The organism is Hymenobacter ruber (assembly GCF_054783255.1).
In genome coordinates this window covers 1,614,417-1,637,378 of the sequence record NZ_BAAGQX010000004.1, presented here as the reverse complement: position 1 = coordinate 1,637,378, position 22,962 = coordinate 1,614,417, and the positions used below count along the sequence as shown (strand labels likewise).

The 22,962-nt window shown below is 61.2% G+C and carries 18 protein-coding genes; 7 read left to right on the top strand and 11 right to left on the bottom strand.

Translation table 11 applies throughout. The features are described 5' to 3' along the window. The first annotated feature begins 7 nt into the window (after positions 1 to 7). From lpxA to ACYVM5_RS17540, 3 genes are all read left to right on the top strand, one after another. Complete coding sequence (gene lpxA / locus ACYVM5_RS17550) at positions 8 to 814, top strand: acyl-ACP--UDP-N-acetylglucosamine O-acyltransferase (protein ID WP_460619395.1); 807 nt, start codon at positions 8 to 10, stop codon at positions 812 to 814. A gap of 95 nt (positions 815 to 909) precedes the next feature. After that, positions 910 to 1,539: an ABC transporter ATP-binding protein gene (locus ACYVM5_RS17545; RefSeq protein ID WP_460619394.1), complete on the top strand. Its 630-nt coding sequence runs from the start codon at positions 910 to 912 to the stop codon at positions 1,537 to 1,539. 204 nt (positions 1,540 to 1,743) lie between these two features. Then, entirely contained in the window at positions 1,744 to 2,106 is a 363-nt protein-coding gene (locus ACYVM5_RS17540; RefSeq protein WP_460619393.1) for a hypothetical protein, read from the top strand. An 87-nt stretch (positions 2,107 to 2,193) separates the two neighbouring features. Here the strand turns inward: ACYVM5_RS17540 and ACYVM5_RS17535 are convergent, their stop codons facing one another. Then, entirely contained in the window at positions 2,194 to 3,048 is an 855-nt protein-coding gene (locus ACYVM5_RS17535; RefSeq protein WP_460619392.1) for a DUF4197 domain-containing protein, read from the bottom strand. A gap of 113 nt (positions 3,049 to 3,161) precedes the next feature. Here ACYVM5_RS17535 and ACYVM5_RS17530 point away from each other — a divergent pair, with 113 nt between their 5' ends. Then, positions 3,162 to 4,463, top strand: a complete 1,302-nt coding sequence (locus ACYVM5_RS17530; protein ID WP_460619391.1) for a competence/damage-inducible protein A — start codon at positions 3,162 to 3,164, stop codon at positions 4,461 to 4,463. Between the two features lie 844 nt (positions 4,464 to 5,307). Here ACYVM5_RS17530 and ACYVM5_RS17525 read toward each other — a convergent pair. From ACYVM5_RS17525 to dnaG, 5 genes are all read right to left on the bottom strand, one after another. After that, entirely contained in the window at positions 5,308 to 6,534 is a 1,227-nt protein-coding gene (locus ACYVM5_RS17525) for a bifunctional 3,4-dihydroxy-2-butanone-4-phosphate synthase/GTP cyclohydrolase II (RefSeq protein WP_460619390.1), read from the bottom strand. A gap of 181 nt (positions 6,535 to 6,715) precedes the next feature. Then, the gene (locus ACYVM5_RS17520; RefSeq protein ID WP_460619389.1) at positions 6,716 to 7,912 is read right to left on the bottom strand and encodes a glycosyltransferase family protein; all 1,197 of its coding nucleotides are present in this window, start codon (positions 7,910 to 7,912) and stop codon (positions 6,716 to 6,718) included. Continuing rightward, the gene (locus ACYVM5_RS17515) at positions 7,912 to 9,141 is read right to left on the bottom strand and encodes a glycosyltransferase family 4 protein (RefSeq protein WP_460619388.1); all 1,230 of its coding nucleotides are present in this window, start codon (positions 9,139 to 9,141) and stop codon (positions 7,912 to 7,914) included. The genes ACYVM5_RS17520 and ACYVM5_RS17515 overlap by 1 nt, the downstream gene beginning before the upstream one ends. A gap of 98 nt (positions 9,142 to 9,239) precedes the next feature. Continuing rightward, positions 9,240 to 10,295: a potassium channel family protein gene (locus ACYVM5_RS17510; RefSeq protein WP_460619387.1), complete on the bottom strand. Its 1,056-nt coding sequence runs from the start codon at positions 10,293 to 10,295 to the stop codon at positions 9,240 to 9,242. Between the two features lie 15 nt (positions 10,296 to 10,310). Next, complete coding sequence (dnaG, locus tag ACYVM5_RS17505; protein WP_460619386.1) at positions 10,311 to 12,413, bottom strand: DNA primase; 2,103 nt, start codon at positions 12,411 to 12,413, stop codon at positions 10,311 to 10,313. Positions 12,414 to 12,551: 138 nt separating this feature from the next. On the opposite strand from dnaG, the gene ACYVM5_RS17500 reads away from it, so the two are divergent. Both ACYVM5_RS17500 and ACYVM5_RS17495 read left to right on the top strand, forming a co-directional pair. Further along, entirely contained in the window at positions 12,552 to 15,512 is a 2,961-nt protein-coding gene (locus ACYVM5_RS17500) for a leucine--tRNA ligase (RefSeq protein ID WP_460619385.1), read from the top strand. A 305-nt stretch (positions 15,513 to 15,817) separates the two neighbouring features. After that, positions 15,818 to 18,397 carry a M14 family metallopeptidase gene (locus ACYVM5_RS17495; RefSeq protein WP_460619384.1) on the top strand — a complete coding sequence of 860 codons (2,580 nt, stop codon included), beginning with the start codon at positions 15,818 to 15,820 and terminating at the stop codon, positions 18,395 to 18,397. A gap of 116 nt (positions 18,398 to 18,513) precedes the next feature. Here the strand turns inward: ACYVM5_RS17495 and ACYVM5_RS17490 are convergent, their stop codons facing one another. The 3 genes from ACYVM5_RS17490 to ACYVM5_RS17480 all read right to left on the bottom strand — a co-directional run bounded on the left by ACYVM5_RS17490 (position 18,514) and on the right by ACYVM5_RS17480 (position 19,903). Then, complete coding sequence (locus tag ACYVM5_RS17490) at positions 18,514 to 18,864, bottom strand: MmcQ/YjbR family DNA-binding protein (protein WP_460619383.1); 351 nt, start codon at positions 18,862 to 18,864, stop codon at positions 18,514 to 18,516. 11 nt (positions 18,865 to 18,875) lie between these two features. Continuing rightward, the gene (locus ACYVM5_RS17485) at positions 18,876 to 19,049 is read right to left on the bottom strand and encodes a DUF6728 family protein (RefSeq protein WP_198068543.1); all 174 of its coding nucleotides are present in this window, start codon (positions 19,047 to 19,049) and stop codon (positions 18,876 to 18,878) included. Positions 19,050 to 19,174: 125 nt separating this feature from the next. Then, positions 19,175 to 19,903, bottom strand: coding sequence for a phytanoyl-CoA dioxygenase family protein (locus ACYVM5_RS17480; RefSeq protein ID WP_460619382.1), 729 nt, complete (start codon positions 19,901 to 19,903; stop codon positions 19,175 to 19,177). Positions 19,904 to 19,989: 86 nt separating this feature from the next. Here ACYVM5_RS17480 and ACYVM5_RS17475 point away from each other — a divergent pair, with 86 nt between their 5' ends. Next, positions 19,990 to 20,460 carry a nuclear transport factor 2 family protein gene (locus ACYVM5_RS17475; protein WP_460619381.1) on the top strand — a complete coding sequence of 157 codons (471 nt, stop codon included), beginning with the start codon at positions 19,990 to 19,992 and terminating at the stop codon, positions 20,458 to 20,460. A 2-nt stretch (positions 20,461 to 20,462) separates the two neighbouring features. Here the strand turns inward: ACYVM5_RS17475 and ACYVM5_RS17470 are convergent, their stop codons facing one another. Both ACYVM5_RS17470 and ispG read right to left on the bottom strand, forming a co-directional pair. Further along, the gene (locus tag ACYVM5_RS17470; protein ID WP_460619380.1) at positions 20,463 to 20,864 is read right to left on the bottom strand and encodes a DUF4279 domain-containing protein; all 402 of its coding nucleotides are present in this window, start codon (positions 20,862 to 20,864) and stop codon (positions 20,463 to 20,465) included. 1 nt (position 20,865) lies between these two features. Next, positions 20,866 to 22,854, bottom strand: coding sequence for a (E)-4-hydroxy-3-methylbut-2-enyl-diphosphate synthase (gene ispG, locus ACYVM5_RS17465; protein WP_460619379.1), 1,989 nt, complete (start codon positions 22,852 to 22,854; stop codon positions 20,866 to 20,868). Between the last annotated feature and the right edge of the window lie 108 nt (positions 22,855 to 22,962).

The following is a 22,962-nucleotide window of genomic DNA, read 5'->3' as shown; positions in this document are numbered from 1 at the left end:
TGAGTACATGATTTCCCCCCTCGCCTATATTCACCCTTCGGCTCGCCTCGCGGCGGGCGTCACCGTCGAGCCGTTTACGACCATTGCGGCCGATGTCGAAATTGGGGAGGGCACCTGGATTGGGCCGAACGTGACCATCATGAGCGGGGCCCGCATCGGGGCCAATTGCCAGGTGTTTCCGGGGGCCGTGATTGGGGCCGTACCGCAGGACTTGAAGTTTGCCGGCGAGCAAACCACCGCCGTTATCGGCGACCACACCGTGATTCGGGAGTGCGTGACCGTGAACCGCGGCACCGTAGACCGCGGCGAAACCCGCGTGGGCAGCCACTGCCTGCTGATGGCCTACGTGCACATTGCCCACGACTGCATCATCGGTGACCACTGCATTCTGGCCAACACCGTGCAGGTGGCGGGCCACGTCGAGATTGGCGACTACGCCATTGTGGGCGGGTCGTCGGCAGTGCATCAGTTCGTTAAAATCGGGGCGCACGCCATGATTTCGGGCGGCTCATTGGTGCGCAAGGACGTGCCGCCGTATGTGAAGGCTGGCCGCGAGCCCCTCTCCTACGCCGGGGCCAACTCGGTGGGCCTGCGCCGCCGGGGCTTCACCGAAGAGGCCATCAACATGGTGCAGCAGCTGTACCGCACGCTGTTTCTGGGCGGCCTGAACAACCACGATGCGCTGGCCCAGATTGAGCGGGAGCTGCCAATTTCGCCCGAGCGCGACCTGGCCGTGGAATTTGTGCGTGCCGCCACGCGGGGCATCATCAAAGGCCCTAAGCGTGGCCGGCCCGATGGCAGCGAATCGGAGTAAGTGCATTCCATTTTGAATTAATCAATAAACCGTCATGCTGCAGCTTTGCTCAGCATGACGGTTTTCCATTTTCGAAAAGCAACACCCTTCCCTCCTTGCAAATCACCGCCACCGGCTTGGGCAAGCGCTTCCAGCGCGACTGGATTTTCCGGGGTCTGACGCGCGTTTTCCGGCCGGGCAGCGCCACGGCCGTGCTTGGGCCTAATGGCGCGGGCAAAAGCACACTGCTGAATACCTTTTCGGGCCAATTACTACCCACTGAGGGCACGCTGACTTACTCACTGGCAGGCAAGCCGCTGGCCGTGGAGGATGTGCCCCGGCACCTGGCCTACGCCGCGCCCTACCTGGAGCTACTGGAGGAGCTGACGCTGCTGGAGATGCTGCAATTTCACACCCAATTCAAGCCGCTGCGGCCCGGTGTGACGCTCGACCAGCTCATCGGCATCATGTACCTAGAGAAGGCCCGGCACCAACTGGTGCGCGAGTTTTCGTCGGGCATGAAGCAGCGCCTGAAACTGGGCCTGGCGCTGTATGCCGATGCGCCCCTGCTCCTGCTCGACGAGCCCACTACCAACCTCGATACCACCGGCGTGGCCTGGTACCAGGAGCATGTGCAGGCCACCCGTGCCGGCCGCACGCTGCTGCTCAGCTCCAACGTGCCAGCCGAATACGGCTTTTGCGACGAGCAATTGGTGGTGACGGATTTTCAGTTGGTGCGCGGGTAGCATCCGTGATTTTGGGGCTTTCAACTCCCTGATTTCTTGGCCGGAATGACAAGCCTGCAAACCTGCAAAAACGCCATTTCTAAGCTTGAGCTTACCTTTTTCTCGAAATCAATGGCGCAAAAAGGGAACCGAAAATCCGCGGCGGCCGTATCTTCGCGGCCTACTCAAGCATCATTTTTCACTTCAACCTAATCCGCCCTGGCCATGATTGATGACGACGACCTGGACGACGACCTGCTCGCCGACGACGACGACCTGGACACGTATGCCAAGAAAGGCGGCGCTGCCGCCATCGGCAATACCGAAGACCGCCTCTCGGCCAAATACGCCGACTACCTGATGTGGACCGACACGGGCTCCTCGCACGACGAGGCCCTGGACCTGGCCAACATGAGCGAAGAAGAATTTGTGGAAGCCGAACGCGCCGAAAACTCCGACCGCGGCGGCTTCACCAGCCTCGACGATGACGAGGACGAATTCGCCGATGATGACGATGAAGACGACGAAGGCTACAGCAGTGGCCGGGGTAGCCGCCGCGGCAGCAGCTTCGATAGCGACGACTACTAAGAAGCCCCCGCGTTTCTACGCACAAAAAGCCCCAGCTGGAAATTCCAGCCGGGGCTTTTTCAATCAAACTATGTCAGTGATAACCGCCTAGCGGCCGAACACCGTTTTGAGGATGTCGCTGGTGCGGGCGGCGGGGTTTTTGCGGATTTTGGCTTCCTCGTTGGCCAGCAGGATGAACAGGCCATCCACGGCTTTCTGGGTGGTGTAGTCGGCCAGGCTGAGCTGCACGGGCGTCATCAGCGGGATTTTGTTGTACTGGTTGGTGATGGTGGCGTAGGCGCGGCCGGCCCCTACCTGGTCGATGGCGGCTTCGATGTCGGGGTGGAAGGCCGAAATAAGCTGCTGTTGGGTCGACTTGCGCAGGAACTGCGTGGCCGCGTCGGTCGAGCTGCTGGTCACCAGCGTGAGGGCATCGGTGATGCTGATGTTGGTGAGGGCATTCAGGAAAATGTCCTTGGCCTTGGGCGCGGCGGCCTCGGCGGCACGGTTGAGCTGGGTTTCGAGCTGGGTGAACAGCGTGTTCATGCCTGGCAGACGGCCCACGGTGGTTTTCACAATATCGAGGTCGGGCGGCGTGGGGATGTGAATGTCATCGTTGAGGTTGAAGCCGTCGGGCTCCGAAGCGAACTGCACGGCCTTCACGATGCCTTTGTTGAGGGCTTCTTTGATGCCGGCGCTGGCCTGGGCTTCGGTGAGGGGTGCCACGGGCGCGGCTACGGGCGCAGGGGCTTTGGTGGCGGCGGCTTTCGCAGCGGCAGCTTTGGCGGCCGCTGCCTTGGTTGCGGCGGCTTTTGCGGCGGCCGTTTTAGCGGCAGCGGCTTTGGCAGCGGCGGCTTTTTTGGCGGCAGCGGCTTTCGCGGCGGTGGTTTGGGCGTGGGCGGCGGGGGCCGAAGCGGCCAGCAGGCCGGCTACGAGCAAGGCACTGGCAATGCGAGTAAACATGAAAAAAACGGACGCGGCGGGAAAACCGGAAGGCCCCTGTGGCTGTCCTTGGACCGCCGCTTGTGCAAATTGAAGACAATTTTGCGGCCAAACCTATTTTTTTCGCCCAACTCATGCCCACGGCCCAACCCACCCCTGCTTCCAGCGCCCTCCAACTCCCCCACGCCGCGCCGCCCGATGTCGAAATCATGACCATTGGCGACGAGCTGCTCTACGGCCAGGTTATCGATACGAATTCGGCCTTTATGGGCCAGGAGTTGGGCAAAATCGGTCTGCGCGTGCGGCAGATTTCGTCGGTGTCGGACCGGGCCGATGAGATTGTGGCGGCCCTGGACCAGGCCCGGCAGCGGGCGCAAGTGGTGCTTATTACCGGTGGCCTCGGCCCCACCAAGGACGACCTGACCAAGCACGTGCTGGCTCGCTACTTTGGCACCGAACTGGTGATGCACGAGCCCACACTGCACCACGTCGAAGAAATTTTCAAGCGTTTTCAGCGGCCCATGCTGGACGTGAACCGCCAGCAGGCCATGGTGCCGGCCAACTGTGAGGTGTTGCACAACGCGGTGGGCACGGCCCCGGGCATGTGGTTTTCGGACCAGGGCACCATTTTCGTGAGCATGCCCGGCGTGCCCTTCGAGATGAAGCGCCTGATGACCGACCACGTGCTGCCGCGCTTGCAGGCCCAGTTTCACATCGCTCCCATCGAGCACGTCGTCATCATGACGGCCGGCCTGGGCGAGAGTTTTCTGGCCAAGCAAATCGAGGATTGGGAGGATGCCCTGCCCGCCAATATCAAGCTGGCCTACCTGCCCAGCTTCGGGGCCGTGCGCCTGCGCCTGACCGGCTCCGACGACGGCCTGCCCGACCTGCGCGGCCGCATGCTGGCCCTGCTGCCCGCCCTGCGCGAACGCATTGGCGAGTATATTTTTGCCGAAGAAGAAACCACGCTGGAAGCTGCCATTGGCAAATTGCTGCTCGCTAAAAACCTCACCATCGGCACGGCCGAAAGCTGCACCGGCGGCATGGTGGCGCAGCGCCTTACCAGTGTATCGGGCAGCTCGGCGTATTTCCGGGGCGGCATCGTAGCCTACCACAACGACATCAAGCAGCAGGAACTGGGCGTGAAACCCGAAACCCTGGCCGAGTTCGGGGCCGTGAGCGAGGCCACCGTGCGCGAGATGGCCGAGGGCGCCCGCCACCGCCTGGGCGTGGACGTGGCCGTGGCCATCAGCGGCATTGCCGGCCCCACCGGCGCCACCGAAACCAAGAAAGTAGGCACCGTCTGCCTCGCCTACGCCGACGCCACCCACACCATCAGCCGCGAGTACGTGCTGGACCGGGGCCGCGCCCTGAACACGGAATACGCCGCCCAATCGATGCTCACGATGCTGCGGCAGCAGCTGGCGCTGGGGTAGCAGTCGTCATTGCGAGGCGTAGCCGAAGTAATCCGTCCTGTTCTCATCGACCTGCCCTGAAATGTGAAAAGCCCCGGCACCATTGCGGTGCCGGGGCTTTTACTTGCAAAACGCTCGAAATGGGATAACTACAGATGTTCGCCTATAGCGGCTCATCTCGGGACTCTTGTCAATCGTAGGCACGTGAAAGACCACATTTCGTCGAATACTTTCCTTCAGCTTTCTGAGAATACAAGGAGGCAGGGACTGAGCAGCTGGATAAATCTTTACATTAGTAATTGCCTCGATTCGGCCACTGCTATCTATTTGGCATGCCAACGATATAAAGCCCTTTCCGCTTTGACAGAGCGTTAACTGCTCAGTAGCGGAAAACGTCTTTTGTGCCACTTTGGCCAACCCTTTTGTGTCAACTAATCGAATTTCATCTGGGTCCGAAAAGACTCTATTGGCTATTGATTGCCCAAGTGTGCACTGCAAGCCACCCAGCAAGTATAAAAAGGCAGCTATAGCAGCAAAAAGTCTCATTTAATACAAGCTTTGAACAGAAGATGCTCGCCAGCTAGGACGAGGACTACAGAGTCCGCGCTACGCCGCCTTACTCTTCTTGACCTTGCCCCCGGCCGAATCCAGCAGCGCCCAAGCCGATTTAAAGCCCTAGAATAGCTCCGGGTTCACGGCTTCAAACACGCCAATGGCTTTGTCGAGCTCGTAAATCTGGGTTATCTGAGCCTCGTGCACCTCCTAGAAGGTGGCGTTAGCGTTGTAGCGGGCATCGAGCAGCGATTGGGTAGCGGGCAGGCCCTGCTGAAAAGAGTAGCGCGAACTTTATAGTTCGCGCTACTCCCTACGCCGCCGGTGTTTCCGCCGAAACCACACGCATGATGTCGTGCCCCATCTTGTCGCGCTTCGTGGCTAGGTAGGCCTCGTTGTGCGGGTTGGCGCTGATTTCGATGGGCAGCGTGTCCACGATTTCCAGCCCGTAGCCGATGAGGCCGGTGCGCTTCTTCGGATTGTTGGTGAGCAGGCGCATCTGGCGGATGCCTAGGTCGCGCAGGATACTGGCGCCCACGCCGTAGTCGCGCTCATCGCCTTTGAAGCCGAGGTCTTCGTTGGCCTGTACGGTGTCGCGGCCCTGCTCCTGCAGCTTGTAGGCTTTCAGCTTGTTGAGTAGGCCGATGCCGCGGCCCTCCTGGTTCATGTACACAATCACGCCGCGGCCTTCGCGCTCAATCTGGCGCATGGCCTGGCGCAGCTGCGGGCCGCAGTCGCAGCGGCACGAGCCGAAGATGTCGCCCGTCACGCAGGAGCTGTGCACGCGCACCAGCACCGGCTCTGGGCCGCTGATGTCGCCCTTCACCAGGGCCAGATGCTTGGCCCCGTTCGAATTCTGGGTGAAGGCGTACAGGTCGAAATCACCGTCCTCCGTGGGCATTTTCACCGAAATTTCGCGGTGAATGAGGCTTTCCGTAGCGAGTCGGTATTTGATGAGGTCCTGCACCGAAATTAGTTTCAGGCCCCACCTTTTGGCCACGATTTCGAGGTCGGGCAGGCGGGCCATCTCGCCGTCTTCCTTCAGGATTTCGACCAGCACCCCGGCCGGGGCCAGCCCCGCCAGACGGGCCAAATCCACGGCCGCTTCGGTGTGGCCGGCGCGGCGCAGCACGCCTTCCTTGCGGGCCTTGAGCGGGAAGATGTGGCCGGGCTTACCCAGCTCCTCGGGCTTGGTGGTGGGGTCGATGAGGGCCAGGATGGTCTTGCTGCGGTCCGAAGCCGAAATGCCGGTGGTCACCCCGTTCTTCAGCAAATCGACTGACACCGTGAACGGCGTGGCATGCAGCGCCGTGTTGTGGCCCACCATCAGGTCGAGACCCAGCTCTTCGCAGCGCTCCTCGGGCAATGAGGCACAGACCAGGCCGCGCCCGTGGGTGGCCATGAAATTGATGATTTCGGGGGTGGCGCAGGCGGCCGCGCAGATAAAGTCGCCCTCGTTTTCGCGGTCTTCGTCGTCGACGACAATAACCACTTTGCCAGCCCGGATGTCGGCAATGGCGGATTCGATGGAGTCAAGCATGGGGGTGAAGTATTTCGGCCCATAACAACGAGGGCGGGCGCAAAGTTAGCGCCGGCTGGCCGCGCCTTTGGCTAAGCCCGGTTTGCCAAAGGAAGTAGCGCGGACTTTGTAGTCCGCGACGGGAATCGTTGGACTCGCGGACTACAAAGTCCGCGCTACTTCGCATCTGCCCTTAAAAAGACTATTTCGCCTGTTGAAAGCGCTGCGTGGGCTGCCACACGGTGGTTTTAATGCCCCGCAGGTAGCGCCAGTAGCCCAGCAGCAGGGCCGCGTTCATGCTATAAAAGTGGGTGATGAAGCGCAGCAGACGGGGGTGCCGGCCCCACCGGCCCAGCGCCTTATCAACCAGCAGCAGCAGCGGCAGCCCCAGTTGCCCCGCCAGCGCCAGCTGGAAAAACCACCCCGCCCCGCCCACTACCAGCCCCACCGTGGCCGCCAGCAGCAGCAGCAGCAGTTGCGGCGTGAGCCAGCGCAGCACCTTGTGCGACCACCACGCAAACGCCACCCCGCGCCACGGCGGCCACAGCAGCCGCCGGAACTCGCGCAGGTTCTGGAAATTGCCGGCCGAGATGCGCGCCTTCCGCCGGAACTCCTCGGGCAGGTGGTCCGACACGTCCTCGTAGCAAACGGCGTCCAGCTCATTGATGGCCTGGTAGCCATCGCGCAGGACCGCCATGGTGATGTAAAAGTCGTCGACCAGAAACTCGGCCGGGGCCGGGTGGTAGCAGGCCCGTCGCACCGCAAAGCAGCCGCCGAAAGCCCCCATCATCGCGCCCCACACCACGCCTTCCTGGAATTTCATCAGGTTTTCGCGCTCCAGGTAGGCTTTCTCCTGGCCCGAAATGCCTTCGGCCCGGTGGTCGGGGTTGATAATGTTGCCGCCCACCAGGCCAATGGCCGGGTTGTGGAAGTGTTTGACCAACTCAAACAAGGTATCGGGCGCAAAAAATACGTTGGCGTCCGTGAGTACCAGCACCGGGGCGGTGGCCTGCCGGGCCAGCCGGTCAATCACGCCGGGCTTGCCGGTGCGCTGGTGGTAGGCTTCGAAGTGCAGCTGCGGGTGTTTTTCGGCCAGCGCGGCCAGCAGGGCGTTGGTCTGGTCCGAGGAATTATCGGAGCCCACCAGCAGCCGCAGCCGGTCGAGCGGGTAGGTGGTGGCGAAGGTGGAGCGAATTTTTTCCGCAATCACGGCTTCCTCGTTGTGCGCGGCCAGCAGGATATCCACCGCTGGCAGGTCGGGCGCGCCGGGCGGGTACACGTCCGGGTTTTGGCGGCGGCCCCGGGCCAGCCACCCCAGTAGCACCGGAAACAGCACGTAGGTATGCGCCACCAGCAGCAGGCAGCCCCAAAACACCAGCTGGAGTACAACAGTCACCATCAGCTAACCGGCACCGGCCGTAGCCGCTCGTATAAATCCACGAACTGCGCGGTTACCCGGCGGCGGTCGTAGACGTGGGTGGCGGTGTGGGCGGCCGCCGCCCCGATGGCGGCCACGGGCGTTTCGCCCCGGCCCCAGGCGCGGAGGGCGTCCAGCCATTCGGCGGCAGAGTCGCGCAGCACGATGTCGTGGCCGTCGCGCACGGCAATGCCTTCGGCGCCCAGCGCGGTGCTCAGCACAGCTTTGCCCAGCGCCATGGCTTCGATGATTTTGATGCGCATGCCGCCGCCGCTGAGCAACGGCACCAGCATCAGCTCATATTGCTGCATAAAGGCCGGGGCGGACTCCACGAAGCCGTGCACAAATACGTTGTCGGTACGCGGGCGCAGCAGGTCATCGGGGGTGCCGCTGCCGGCGATGTGCAGCTCCACATCGGGCATTTCGGCGTGGATGGTGGGCCAGATTTCGCGCAGCAGCCAGTGCAGGCCCTCCAGGTTGGGCAGCCAGTTCAGCGAGCCAATCATGAAGAGGGTGCGCGGCTTGGGCTTCACGGCCGGGTTAGGTTGAAAGCGCGTGAAATCAACGCCAGCCGGGATGAACACTACCGGCTCCGGGCAACCCAGGGCGCGCAGGCGTTGCGCATCGTCGTCGGTGATGGCGGCCACGGCATCGAACTGGGCCAGGTGCCGGCGCTCAAAGCGCGCCAAACGGGCGGACATGTCGCGCAGATAGAAACGTTTGAGCGGGTTACCCGCGCGCCCGGCCAGCATCTGCCAGATGGTGTGCTCCAGGTTGTGAGCGCGCAGCACCAGCGGCGGCACGCGCAGGCTGGCATTTTCGCGGCGGCCCAGCAGCTCGGCATACCAGGCGGCGAACGTGCCCTCAAACTGCACCGCGTCTACCGTTTCATTTTGCAGAATCTCCACCAGCTTCTCCCCCACCTTCGGGCTGATGAACCGCTCCACGATGTAGGGCTGGCGGCTCAGGAGCAGGTTTTTCAGCGCCTTCACCGGCGTAATGTCCGTGTTCACGTCCACCGTCACCAACCGGAAATTCGGCCCCAAATGGTCGAGCGCATCAGCCGGCTGGTGGTGCTTGGGCGTGTTGATGGCCAGCATGGTGACGCGGTGGCCGGCCTGCACCAGGCCCGCGGCCACGTCATACATAGCAATAGCGCCTCCGGTAGTGAGCGGGTAAGGAACGCGGGGACAAAGTTGCAGTATGTGCATTTAGTTGAGTTAGGAGTTAAGAGTTAAGAGTTGAGAGTTGGTGGAGAGGCCTGTTAATACGCCAACTCTTACCTCTTAACCCCTAACATTTAACCCAATTACAGTTGCCGGAAGCGCACTTCGAAGTTTTCTATCTGCTCCTCGCTGCCGAGCACCAGCAGCACGTCGCCGGGTTTGGGCACGTAGTCCACGGGCGGGCTCACGAGCAGGGAGCCATCGGCCTGGCGCAGGCCGATGATGGTGGCCCCGGTGACGGAGCGCACGTCGAGCTCGCGAATGCTGCGGCCGTGCAAATCTCTACGCAACTGCTGAAACGTCATTTCTTCGAGGCGCAGCTTATCGGCGCTGAGACCCGAAATCAGGTCCAGAAAGCGAATAACTTCGGGGCGCACCACCAGCTTGGCCATGTGCGAGCCGCCGATTTCGTCGGGCATCACCACCGAATCGGCCCCGGCCGAGAGGAGCTTGCTTTCCGAGGTTTTGAGGGAGGCGCGGGCGATGATTTTCAGGCGCGGGTTCAGGGCCCGGGCCGAGAGGGCCACGAACACGTTGTCGGCGTCTTTGGGCAGCGAGGTGATGAGGGCCGAAGCCCGCTCCACCCCAGCCTGCTTGAGCACGAGGTCGGTAGTGGCATCGCCGAAGACGGTGAAGATGTTGCCACCGGGCACGCCGTCGCCGTCATAATCCTCGCCGGTGTGGCCTTCGGTGATGTTTTTCATCAGCTCCTGATTCGACTCCACCACCACCACACGGGCACCGCTGGCCCGCAGTTCCTGGTAGGCGCGGCGGCCGTTGCGGCCAAAACCGCACACAATGACGTGGCCGCTGAAACGCTTTATCTCCTGGTCGGTTCGAATCATCTTGTAAATTTTGCGCAGCTCGCCGTCAAAGATAAAGGAGGAGAAAACCGACACGAGGTAGGCCACCACCACCAGGTTGTAGAGGATGTAGAAGGAGACGAACAGCCGGCCGGCTTCCGAAAACGTGTGAATTTCGCCAAAGCCCACCGTGGCAATGGTTGTCACCGTCATGTAAAACGCATCGACGGGGCCGTAGTGCTCGATGTAGGTGAAGCCCGTCATGCCAATGACCAGGCTGGCTACGGTGAGCACAACGGCCAGAATCAGCCGATTGATGTTGAGACGATTGAGCATTGACAAACAGGGTAATTAAGTACCGCGCGGAATAACTGTACCCAGCATTCCGGCCAGCTGGTTGTCAAGCTGCTTCAGGTTCTTGATGTTGCCCAGAATCTCGAACATTTCCACGTCGTCGAGGCCGGGCAGGCGCAAGCGGTCCATGGCCCGGTCGAGCTCACGCTGCACGTGCACTTTGTTGAGGCGCAGCACGGCGTTGTCGCAGGCCAGCTTGGGCAGGTCCACTTCGTTGAAAACGTAAATTTCCTTGGTGCGCCAGTTCGGGCTGATTTCGTAACGCTCGGTGGCCAGGTCGGTGATGAGCTGGCGGATGTCCTCCCGCTCGTTCTGGGCCAGCAGCCGGGCGTCGGGGAAGCGGCCGGCCAGCAGCTCCTGCCGACAGATTTCCCACATCTCGGCGAAAAGCGGCGTCTTGAGCGGCGCTTCGTCGAGCTGGCCCAGCAGGTAGGCCGCCACGCTGATTTCCTCTTCCACTTCGCGCGCGGCGTAGAGCACCAGCAGGCGCAGCACCTCCCGCTCACATACCTTAAGCATGTCGGGCAGGTCCTCTTCTTCCTCCTTTTGGGCGGGGCCCGACGGGAAGCCGGCGCTCATGCCTTGCAGGGCGGCGGCCGCTTCGGCCCCGCCGTACATCAGCATTTCGGCCTCTTCCTCGTCCGTCATCGGGCGCGGCGCGGGGGCCGAGCGCGGGTTGGAGCTGGGCGGAAAACCGCTGTTGGCACTGCCGGCCCCGTTGCCGTAGTTGCCCCGGTTATCGGGCGGGCCGCTGGGTTTGGCCGCCGCGCCGGGCGATTTCACCAGCTTGTTGTACTCGGTGATGAGCACCTGCTCATCGATACCGAAAATGCCTGAAGTCTGCTGCAAAAACACCTGGCGCTTGATGGCATCGGGCACCTTGGCAATGCTGTGGAGCACGTCGCGGATGGCTTCGGCCTTCTTTACCGGGTCGTTGCTGGCCTCGCGGGCAACGAGCGTGGTTTTGAAAGTGATGAAGTCTTGGCTCTTGGTTTCGATGTATTCGGTGAAGCGCTGGTCGCCCACTTTGCGGATGTAGCTGTCAGGGTCGTCGCCATCGGGAAAGAGCACCACGCGCACGTTCAGGCCACCTTCGAGCAGCAAGTCCGTCCCGCGCAGCGAGGCCTTGATACCAGCCGCGTCACCGTCATACAACACCGTCACATTATCGGAGTACCGCTTGATAAGCCGGATTTGTCCCTCGGTGAGCGAGGTACCCGACGAGGCCACCACATTCTTGATGCCGCCTTGGTATAGGCTGAGCACGTCCAGATACCCTTCCACGAGGTAGCAAACCTCCTGCGTCCGGATGGCCTGCCGAGCTTGGAACAAGCCATACAGCACGTCCGACTTGTGGTAAATCTCTGACTCGGGCGAGTTCAGGTACTTCGCCATCTTGTCGTCGCGCTTCAGGGTACGCGCCCCAAAGCCCACCACCCGGCCGCTGATGTTGTGAATTGGAAACATCACGCGGCCCCGGAACCGGTCGTAGCGCCGGCCGGTGTCTTTGCCCTGGTCGTCGGTCCGGATGACGGTGAGGCCGGTTTTTTCCAGGTATTTCTTATCGAAGCCGGCCGTTTCGGCGGCTTTCATCAGGTCGTCCCAGCTGTCGAGCGAGTAGCCGAGCTCGAAGGTCTGGATGGTGCTCAGGTTGAGGCCGCGCTCCTTGAGGTAGCCGTAGCCGATGCTCATACCCTCCTCGGAGTTGAGCAGCAGGCGGTGGAAGTGGTTTTTGGCGAAGTCCGAGACGATGAATTGGGAATCCCGCTCGTTCTGCTCCAGCTGTTGCTGGGGCGTCTTTTCCTCTTCCTGAATCTCGATGGCGTACTTCTTGGCGAGGTATTTCAGGGCCTCCACGTAGCTGGTGCCCTCCACGTCCATCACAAACTGCACCACGCCGCCGGCCTTGCCGCAGCCGAAGCATTTGTACAGGCTTTTGGCCGGGTTTACGGAGAAGGACGGCGATTTCTCGTTGTGGAACGGGCACGGCGCCCACAGATTCTGGCCTTTGCGCTTGAGCTGCACGAAGTCGCCGACGACTTCCACGATGTCGGCGGTCTGGATGATGTGGTCAACTAATTCTTTGGGGATGCGGGCCATGTAGCGCGGACTTTGTAGTCCGCGTCCCCACGCCGCTTGGAATAACGAAACGGCGCGGGGACGCGAACTACAAAGTTCGCGCTACTATGCGCTACTTCCGCTACGTCCTACCTTTGCCCGGAATAAACTCCGCGCAAGATGCCCGCATACCGTCCCGAAGAAATTGAAAAGAAGTGGCAGGCCCACTGGAAAGCGCACCGCACTTTCCGCACCGAGAACCACTCCGACAAGCCCAAGTACTACGTGCTCGACATGTTTCCCTACCCCTCCGGGGCGGGCCTGCACGTAGGGCACCCGCTGGGCTACATTGCCTCCGATATCGTGACGCGCTACAAGCGCCTGCGCGGCTTCAACGTGCTGCACCCCATGGGCTTCGACTCCTTCGGCCTGCCCGCCGAGCAGTACGCCATCCAGACCGGCCAGCACCCCGCGCTCACCACCGAGAAGAACATCGAAACCTACGTGCAGCAGCTCAGCAGCCTCGGTTTCAGCTACGACTGGAGCCGCGAAGTGCGGACCTCGGACGCCTCTTATTACAAGTGGACGCAGTGGATTTTCCTCAAGCTGTTCAACTCCTGGTACAACCTCGACACCAACAAGGCCGAGCCCCTCACCGAGCTCACCGCCCGCTTTGCCGCCAGCGGCAGCGAGGGCATTCGTGCCGCCGGCGATGACGGCGACCGCCTCAGCTTCTCGGCCGGCCAGTGGGCCTTGTTCAGCGAAAAGCAGAAGTTGGCCGCCGTGCTTCCCTACCGCCTCGCTTACCAGCAGGACACCTACGTGAACTGGTGCCCCGGCCTGGGCACGGTGCTCTCGAATGATGAAGTGAAGGACGGCCTCTCGGAGCGCGGCGGCTTCCCCGTCGAGCGCCGCCTCATGCCCCAGTGGAACCTGCGCATCACCGCCTACGCCGACCGCCTCCTGCAGGGCCTCGACCAGCTCGACTGGCCCGATGCCGTGAAGGAGATGCAGCGCAACTGGATTGGCAAGAGCATCGGGGCCGAAGTCACCTTCCCGGTGCAGGGTTCCGAAACCGCGCAAATCAAAGTCTATACCACCCGCGTCGACACCATTTACGGGGCCACCTTCCTAGTGCTGGCCCCCGAGCACGAGCTGGTGGACGAGTTGACCACGCCCGGCCAGCGCGCCGCCGTGGATGAGTACATCGCCGCTACCAAGCGCCGCTCGGAGCGCGACCGCATGACCGACGTGAAGGCCGTGTCCGGTGTGTTCACCGGCGCCTACGCCCTGAACCCGGTGAACAACGAGCCCGTGCCCATCTGGCTGGCCGACTACGTGCTGGCTGGCTACGGCACCGGCGCCGTGATGGCCGTGCCCAGCGGCGACCAGCGCGACTACCTGTTTGCCAAGCACTTCAACCTTCCCATCCCCGCCATTTCCGATGCCCAGCAGGGCCTCGACCAGCAGGCCGACCCCACCAAGGAAGGCCGCTACATCAACTCCGGCATCATCAACGGCCTCACCTATAAGGAAGCCACGGCCAAGCTCATCGCCTTCCTCGAAGTGAAGGGCCTGGGCAAGGGCAAGGTAAATTTCCGCCAGCGCGACGCCATTTTCGGCCGCCAGCGCTACTGGGGCGAGCCCATTCCGATTTACTATAAGGACGGTACCGCCTACGGCATCGCCGAGGCCGACCTGCCCCTCGTGCTGCCCGAAATCGACGAATACAAGCCCACCGAAACCGGCGAGCCGCCCCTCGGCCGCGCCCAGGATTGGCTCTACCGCGGCCAATACCCCTACGAGCTGAGCACCATGCCCGGCTGGGCGGGCTCATCGTGGTACTACCTCCGCTACATGGACCCCACCAACGAAGCCCGCTTCGTTTCGGAACCCGCTGAGCACTACTGGGGCAGCGTGGACCTCTACATGGGCGGGGCCGAGCACGCCACCGGCCACCTGCTCTACGCCCGCTTCTGGTACCTGTTCCTGAAGGATTTGGGCCTCGTCAGCAGCAACGAGCCATTCCAGAAACTGATTAACCAGGGAATGATTCTGGGTGTTTCGGAGAAGATTTATCGATTGAATCAAGCTGTAAAACCAGAGGCAACAACTGCAGAAACTCAAGCAGCTTTAGATACTCCTTTCACCAAGCTGCACTTTTCGTCAAGTGAATTTGAGCTCAGTTTGCCAACGAAGAATGTGTTTGTCAGCCAAGATATCCGAGACAGATTCCGCTCAATTGAGGGCGTTAGCTCTGGCAGCTTAACGGCACTGCACGTTGATATTTCGCAAGTCGAAAACAACAAACTTGATATCGATAAGTATCTGTCGTCGCACCCAGATATTCAAGATGCGGTTTTCGTTTGTGCTGGTGGCTATTGGCAAAATGGCAGCTTCACCGCTTTCCCATTCGGTGGTTCTGATGTTTTCCTGACGGCTTCGGAAGTCGAAAAAATGTCTAAGTCGAAGTACAATGTTGTTAACCCCAACATTCTAATCGACAAATATGGCGCGGATGCCCTGCGCCTCTACGAAATGTTCCTCGGCCCGCTGGAGCAGTACAAACCCTGGAACACCAACGGCATCAGCGGCGTGGGCAGCTTCCTCAAGAAGTTCTGGCGCCTCTTCCACCCCGAAGACGGCCCCCTCGCCGTGACTGACGAGCCCGCGACGCCCGCCGAGCTCAAGGTGCTGCACCGCGCCATCCAAAAGGTGCAGGAAGACATCGAGAAGTTCAGCTTCAACACCTCCGTCAGCCTGTTCATGATTACCGTGAACGAGCTCACGGCCCTCAAGTGCCACAAGCGCGCCATTCTGGAGCCGCTCGTGCTGCTGGTGTCACCCTACGCCCCGCACCTGGCCGAGGAGCTGTGGCAGGAGCTGGGCCACGAGCCCGGCAGCATCTCCACGGCCAGCTACCCCGAGTTCCGCGAGGAATACCTGGTGGAAGACACCGTGACCTACCCGCTGGCCATCAACGGCAAAGTGCGCGAGCAGATGCAGTTTGCCGCCGCCGCCACCGCCGCCGAGATTGAAACTGCCGTCCTGGCCTCCGATTTCCTGGCCAAGCACGGCGAAGGCAAGTCGGCCAAGAAGGTGATTGTGGTACCCGGCCGTATGGTGAACGTGGTGGTGTAGGCGCTTCTGATTTATGGACACAAAAAAGGCCCGCTGTGATTGCAGCGGGCCTTTTTGTTGGCATGCTACTAAATCATACTTGCTGCAGGCTTAGCCCCAGCGGGGCGGCATATCGGTAGTAATAGCCTACGAAAGAATGAAAAAGCCCCAGCGGGGCGACACCTATTATCCGGGTGTCGCCCCGCTGGGGCTTTCGAAATTGATGGATTTGGTATTTCTACCGATATGCCGCCCCGCTGGGGCTTACAAACGTGAACCATGCGTCATCTTTGCATACCACAACCCAGCATTACCCCAGCCTTATAATGCACTTTCTCAATCCTGGACGCCGCTTTTTTGGATTACTGGCGACACTCCTAATCACTGGCTTCGCCACCCGCGCCCAAACCGCTGATGCGGCCGGCCCGCTGCTCACGCCTGAGCAATTTCTGGGTTACAAGCTGGGCGCGCAGTTCACGCCGCACGCCGAACTGCTGCGCTACGTGACGCATATCACGGCGCACACGCCCGGCCGCATGAAGCTGGTGCGCTACGGCCGCACTTACGAGCAGCGCCCGCTGGAAGTGGTGCAGGTAGCCAGCGCTGAGAATTTTGGCCGGCTGGAGGATGTGCGCCACAACAACCTACGCCTCGCCGGCCTGGAAAGTGGCAGCGCCCAGCGCCAGCTGCCCGGCGTGTGCTGGCTGAGCTACAACGTGCACGGCAACGAGGCCGTGAGTTCCGAAGCCGTGATGCAGGTGCTCTACGACCTGGCCAACCCGCAGGACCAGCAGATGCAGGACTGGCTGAAAAACACCGTCGTTATCGTCGACCCCTGCATCAACCCTGACGGCCACGACCGGTACGTGAACTGGTACAACCGCGTGCGCAACCAGTCCGTCAACGCCGGCCCCGACTCCTGGGAGCACCACGAGCCCTGGCCCGGCGGCCGCTTCAACCACTACTACTTCGACCTGAACCGCGACTGGGCCTGGCAAACCCAGCAGGAAACCCGCCAGCGCATTGCCCTCTACAACCAGTGGCTGCCCGAAGTCCACGCCGACTTCCACGAGATGGGGCCGAACAACACCTACTACTTCTCGCCCGCCGCCAAGCCCTACCACGCCGACCTCACGGCCTGGCAGCGCAGGTTCCAGGGCGTGCTGGGCGACTACAACAAGGTGGCTTTCGACAAGAACAACTGGCTGTATTTCACCCGCGAAGTCTACGACCTGTACGCCCCCACCTACGGCGACACCTGGCCCAGCTTCAACGGTGCCATCGGCATGACGTATGAGCAGGGCGGCGGCGGCCCCGCCGGCGTGGCCTACGCCCGCCTCGATGGCGACACCTTGACGCTGGCTCAGCGCATTGCCCACCACCACGCCGCCAGCCGAGCTACTATCCAGGCCACCGCTGAGCGGCACGACGACCTGGTCCGCGAGTTTCAGAGCTATTTCGCCAACGCCGCCAACAAACCCCAGGGCGAGTTCAAGAGCTACGTAATGGCGGCCGGCAACGACCCCGGCCAGCTCCGCGCCTTTACCCAGTACCTCGACCGCAACCAAATCCGCTACGGCTACGCGCCGAAGCGTACCAAAACCCGCGGCTTCAACTACACCACGGGCAAAACCGGCGACGTTACCATCGAGCCCCGCGACGTGGTAATCAGCATGTACCAGCCCAAGTCGACGCTGGTGAAGGTGCTATTCGAGCCCAAGCCGCAGCTTGAAGACTCGCTCACCTACGACATCACCTCTTGGGCCCTGCCCTACGCGTTTGGTCTGAAATCTTACGCCGTGCCCGGCCGCCTTGATGCCTCGGCCAGCGTGTCCACTACCGCCAGCGTGAAGGGCAGCGCCGCCACCGCCGAACGCCCCTACGCCTACCTGGCCCGCTGGAACAGCCTGCAGGACGTGCGTTTCCTGAGCCGCCTGCTGCAGCAGAAAGTGAAGGTGCGCTACGCCGAAAAGGCGTTTGAGTCGGAAGGCCAGCAGTACGCGCCCGGCACGCTCATCATCACCCGCACCGGCAACGAGGGCCTCGGGGCCCGGTTCGACCAGCTGGTACGCGCCCAGGCCGACTCGGCCGGCACCACCGTGATGGCTGTGAAATCGGGGTTTTCGACTTCGGGGCGTGACTTGGGTTCCAGCTCGGTACACTTTGTGAAGCAGCCAAATGTGGCGGTAGTAGCCGGGCCGGGTATCGATGCCACGGCGTTTGGCGAGGTGTGGCACTTCTTCGAGCAGCAGCTCGGCTACCCGCTCACGGTGCTTGGCACCGACTACCTCAACCGCGTTTCGCTGAACAAATACGACGTGCTCATCCTGCCCAACGGCGGCTACGCCGACGTGTACAACGACCGCAGCCTCGAAAGCCTCAAAGCCTGGGTGCGCGACGGCGGCCGCCTCATCGCCCTCGAAGGCGCGGCCAAATTCCTCTCCGGCAAAAAAGACTTCCTGCTCAAGCCCAAAACCACCGATTCCACCGCCATCAAGAAAGACCTCAAGGCCAACCCCTACCGCCTGCTGCGCCGCTACGGCGACGCCGAGCGTGAGGAAGCCGAAGACGCCGTGCAAGGCAGCATCTACCGCGTGCAGCTTGACAATACCCACCCGCTGGCCTTTGGCTACGGCGATACCTACTTCGCCCTGGTGCGCAACCCACTCAACTACAACTTCCTGGGCAAAGGAGGCTGGAACGTGGGTGTCATCAAAAAAGACAGCTACTCGGCTGGTTTCACTGGCACTAAAGCCCGCAAAGAGTTGACTGACACATTCGTGGTTGGAGCGCAGGATTTCGGGCGCGGGGAGGTAGTGTATCTGGGTGATAATCCGCTGTTTCGCGCCTTCTGGCAAAGCGGCAAGCTAATGTTTGGCAATGCGGTGTTTTTGGTCGGGCAGTAGCGCACGTAGCTTGGACTCTGCGAGTCCGAGCCGCGAGCAGAGCGAGCATTTCGCGTCTGGCTTCGTCTGGTCCCGGATGTTCGCTGCGCTCACCGCTCGGACTCGCAGAGTCCAAGCTACAGTTCCAGCGCGGCCTTTACGGCTTTCGGTAGCGAGGCTCGCACCAGGTCATACGAGTGGTCAATCAGCTCGCGGAGCTGGCTTTCCGGAGCGCCGGTGCCGATAAGCACCGTGTTCCAGTGCTTCTTGTTCATGTGGTAGCCGGGCCGCACGTAGTCGTGGGCCTCGCGCAACTCTTCAGCGCGCTCGGGGTCGCATTTCAGGTTGATGCTGCCGAAAGTGTCGATATCGGTCAGGGCAAACACTTTGCCGCCTACTTTGAATACCAGCGTTTCGGGGCCGAAGGGTGTTTCTTCGGTCACGCCGGCTTTTAGCAGGCAGTAGTCGCGGAAATCCTCAATGTTCATTCCGTTTATTCTTACAGCACGTAGCGGAACAACATCACCACCAGGCACACCAGAAACATCGCTAAGCTGAGCTTATTGATGAAGTGCATGGTCTTCAGGTTGAAGTTATTCTTGCGATTAGGGTCGTTTTTCCGGAAATAATAACCGAGGACCGGGCCGAAGTTGAAGAGGTTCTTGCCGTTCATATCAGAGCAGGTTGGGGAGTAGCGAAGGTAACACCCGGCGCGGCAGAAAGATTTGCTGTAGCACATGCTTTAGCTTGTGCGTCGTTGTGGGACATTGCGCGACCGGGCGCAAGCTGAAGCATGCGCTACAAGCTGCGGCGCTCACGCCAGGCCAACTCGGCCGGCAGTTCCACCGAGGCAAATTCCAGGTGCATCACTCGGCGCGGCCGGTGGCTGGTGCTGCGGTTAGAGGCGTGCAGTAGCAGCGGCTTCATCAGCATGGCCCCTCCGGCGGGCACGGCGCAGACGGTGGCATCTGGCGTGAAGCCGGCAACATTGGCGGCCGGTACCACGCCGTGCCGGTGCGAGCCGGGCACCACTTTCAGCGCGCCGTTGGTGGCGTCGCAGTCGTCGAGGTGAATGCGCAGGGTCACCATGTTTTCCAACACCGCCACTGGTGGCTGCACCGAAACGCCTTCGGCTTTGCTGGTCCAGGGGCCGAAACCGGGCAGGGCGGCGCGCTGGCTCACATTTATCATCAGGTCCTGATGCCAGGCCACGAGCCAGTTTGAGCCGGCGGGCTTATCGAAATAAATGGCTTTCACGAGTTGGCAATCTGCCGGAAACAACCCAGCCAGCAACTTGCGCAGAGCAGGCGTAGCGAGCAGCGGCCAGAGGTTCGGTATTTCTTTCAGCAACTCCCGAATGGCAAACACCTCCTGGCTGCGCCGGAAATTGGGGCCGGTGCCCGCCGCGCTTTCTACGGCGTGGAGCAACGAGGCCACTTCGTCAGACGCGTAGAAATCGGATAGAACGGCAAACCCATTTTCGGCAAATTGCGCGGTGAGCGGGTTACTGAGGACGGCTGTTTTCATACGCCCGCAAAGCTACATTCGCCTCGCTGCCGGCTACGCAACCTGTGCTTCGGCGGCGCGCCCTTATCCATCCCAATGCTTTCCTGATGAATAAAATTATTACTTTCTCACTGTTCGCCGGCTTGCTGGTCATTACCCATGCCGCTCACGCCCAAAAATCCCCATCCGAACCCGAGGCCGTGAAGCAAACCGTTACCGCCTTTTTCGATGGCATGCGGCGCGGCGACAGCACCGCCGTGCGCCGTACGCTGGCCCCGGCGGCCGTTTTTCACGGTTTCGGCGGCAAGCCCGGTCAGCCGCCCACGCTGGAGATAGAAAGTATCAACGGCTTCCTGAAGGCCGTGGGCACGCCCCACCCCGCCGTCTGGGACGAGCGGGTGCAGTTCGAACGGGTGTTAATTGATGCCAACCTGGCCAGCGTATGGGCTCCCTACGAGTTTTACCTGGGCAGCAAATTCAGCCACTGTGGCTACGACTCGTTCCAGCTGGTAAAGCTGGCCGACGGCTGGAAAATCGCGCACATTATCGACACGCGACGCAAGGAGAAGTGTAAGTGATATTACCTGCAATGAATGTCAAATTGCATATTGGCTTTCAATTCGTGCACAAGAGCCAAGACCCTATTTGGTAATAAAGGACTTGCGTTTTTATTATTATCAACAGTAATATCAACTACCAACTTAACCTGAAGCTGATACTGTTTCACAAAGCCAAGCAGGCGGTCAATTCTTACCTCAAACGCTTGACAAAGAGCATCTAAATTCGTTTCAAACTCAAACTGATTGTCAGCTTCGGCTATTTGGTAATCCCAATAAATAAATTTGGTACCACGGTTAAATTTCACCTGTTCAGTAGAACCTGTACATGAAGCCTGCAAATCAATAGCCTCTGATAAATCCTTAGGAGAAAACTTCTCGCCGTAAACAACTAAGTACGCATAAATCTGGACAAACTCGTTCATATTACGCGCCCACCGGCTCATCCAAGACCTCCTTCTCAATCCAGCGCCCATCTTCGCGCATCAGCTCAATCAGGTCATCCACGGCGCGTTCTTCAGGCACGGATTTCTTGATGACTTCCTGGCCGCGGTAGAGGGAAATTTTGCCCTTGCCCACGCCCACGTAGCCGTAGTCGGCATCGGCCATTTCGCCGGGGCCGTTCACGATGCAGCCCATGATGCCGATTTTGATGCCCTTGAGGTGGTCGGTGCGCTTGCGAATCATGGCCGTGGTTTCCTGCAAATCGAACAGGGTACGGCCGCAGCTGGGGCAGCTTATGTATTCGGTTTTGCTCATGCGGGTGCGGGCCGCCTGCAGGATGCCGAACGAGAGCTGGTTTAGGCCACTCACCGTATCGAGCCATTCCTCCTGCGAGCGGTTGCTGAGCAGCTCCACGCCCAGCACCACGCCATCGCCCAGGCCATCAATAAGCAAGCCGCCCACGTCGGTGGCCGCATCGAGTTGGGTTTGCTCCAGCGGCTGGTCGGGGAACGAGCGGGCAATGACCACCGGACAGGTAACATCGTGCTCCATCAACTCGAAGAAAGCGCGACGCAGCTCCGGCATGGCGTGGGCGTTGGTGGTGTGCAGCACCAGCACCACGGTAGCGTCCTGGCGGAGCTGTTGCAACATTTTCGTATCGAGCGCATCGAGGCTGATGAGCAGGAAATTGAGCTGCGGATGCCGCGGCACGTCTTCCATGTAGCGGTCGGCGGTGAGCACCGGGAAGTGGTGCGGGCGGCTGCCGGCATCGCGCCAGGCCGAGTACGTCACGATTTCCCGAAGGCCGTTGGGCAGCATGAACGGTACCGGCCGCTCGCCGCTGAACACGTAGTCGGCCCCGTGGTCGGCCATCTGAAACTTGTCCAGAAACGATGAGTACAGGTGGCCCACGGCGCGCAGGTCGGCATATTCCACGCGGGGCAGGCGGGCAATGCTGGCAATAACGCGCGGCACATTCTGCCCGCCAAAATTGGCTACCTCGTGGGTGTGGCGGCGGAAATACTGAAACGGATTTATCGGCACCTCGCCCACCAGCGGCTTGATGGGCTGGGCCAGCGCGGCCCGCTCGGTGTAGCGGTCAATGAGCATGCGGGCTACGGGCGCTTCGGCCTCCGGGGCTTCGGTCAGGCTCACCCGCACGGTGTCGCCGAGGCCGTCCTCCAGCAGCGTGCCGATGCCCACGGCGCTCTTGATGCGGCCGTCTTCGGCCTCGCCGGCCTCGGTCACGCCCAGGTGCAACGGGTAGGGCTGCAGGCCTTCCTCGTCGAGCTTCTGCACCAGCAGGCGGTAGGCCTGCACCATCACTTGGGTGTTGCTGGCTTTCATGCTCAGCACCACGTCGTAGTAGTTTTCTTCCTCGCACAGGCGCAGGAATTCCAGCGCCGATTCCACCATGCCGAGCGGCGTGTCGCCGTAGCGGCTCAGAATCCGGTCGCTCAGCGAGCCGTGGTTGGTGCCGATGCGCATGGCGGTGCCGTGCTGCTTACAAATCTGGACCAGCGGCCGGAACCGCTCGCGGATGCGCTCTACCTCGGCCGCATAAGTAGCGTCGGTGTATTCAATTTCCTCGAATTTCTTTTTGTCGGCGTAGTTGCCGGGGTTCACGCGCACTTTCTCCACGATGCGGGCGGCCAGCTCGGCGGCGTTGGGCGTGAAGTGAATGTCGGCGATGAGCGGCACGTTGCAGCCGCGCTTGCGCAACTCTTTCTTGATTTCCAGCAGGTTTTGGGCCTCCTTCATGCTGGGCGCGGTGATGCGCACGTACTCGCAGCCGGCCTCCACCATGCGCAGCGTCTGCTCCACCGAACCCAGGGTGTCCATCGTGTCCACGGTGGTCATGCTCTGCACGCGGATGGGGTAGTCGCCACCCATCGGCAAACCGCCAATGTTGACCACGCGCGATACGCGGCGCTTGTATTCGGTAAGGCTGGGGCAATACGTCTTATTCATGGACCAAAAACCAGGGGTTGCCGGCGAAAGTTGCGCCGTAGTGCAAAGGTAAAGCGACAGCGGGCGGCGGCGCGGTGCCAACGGTCGAGCCCCGCCAATACACCCCAC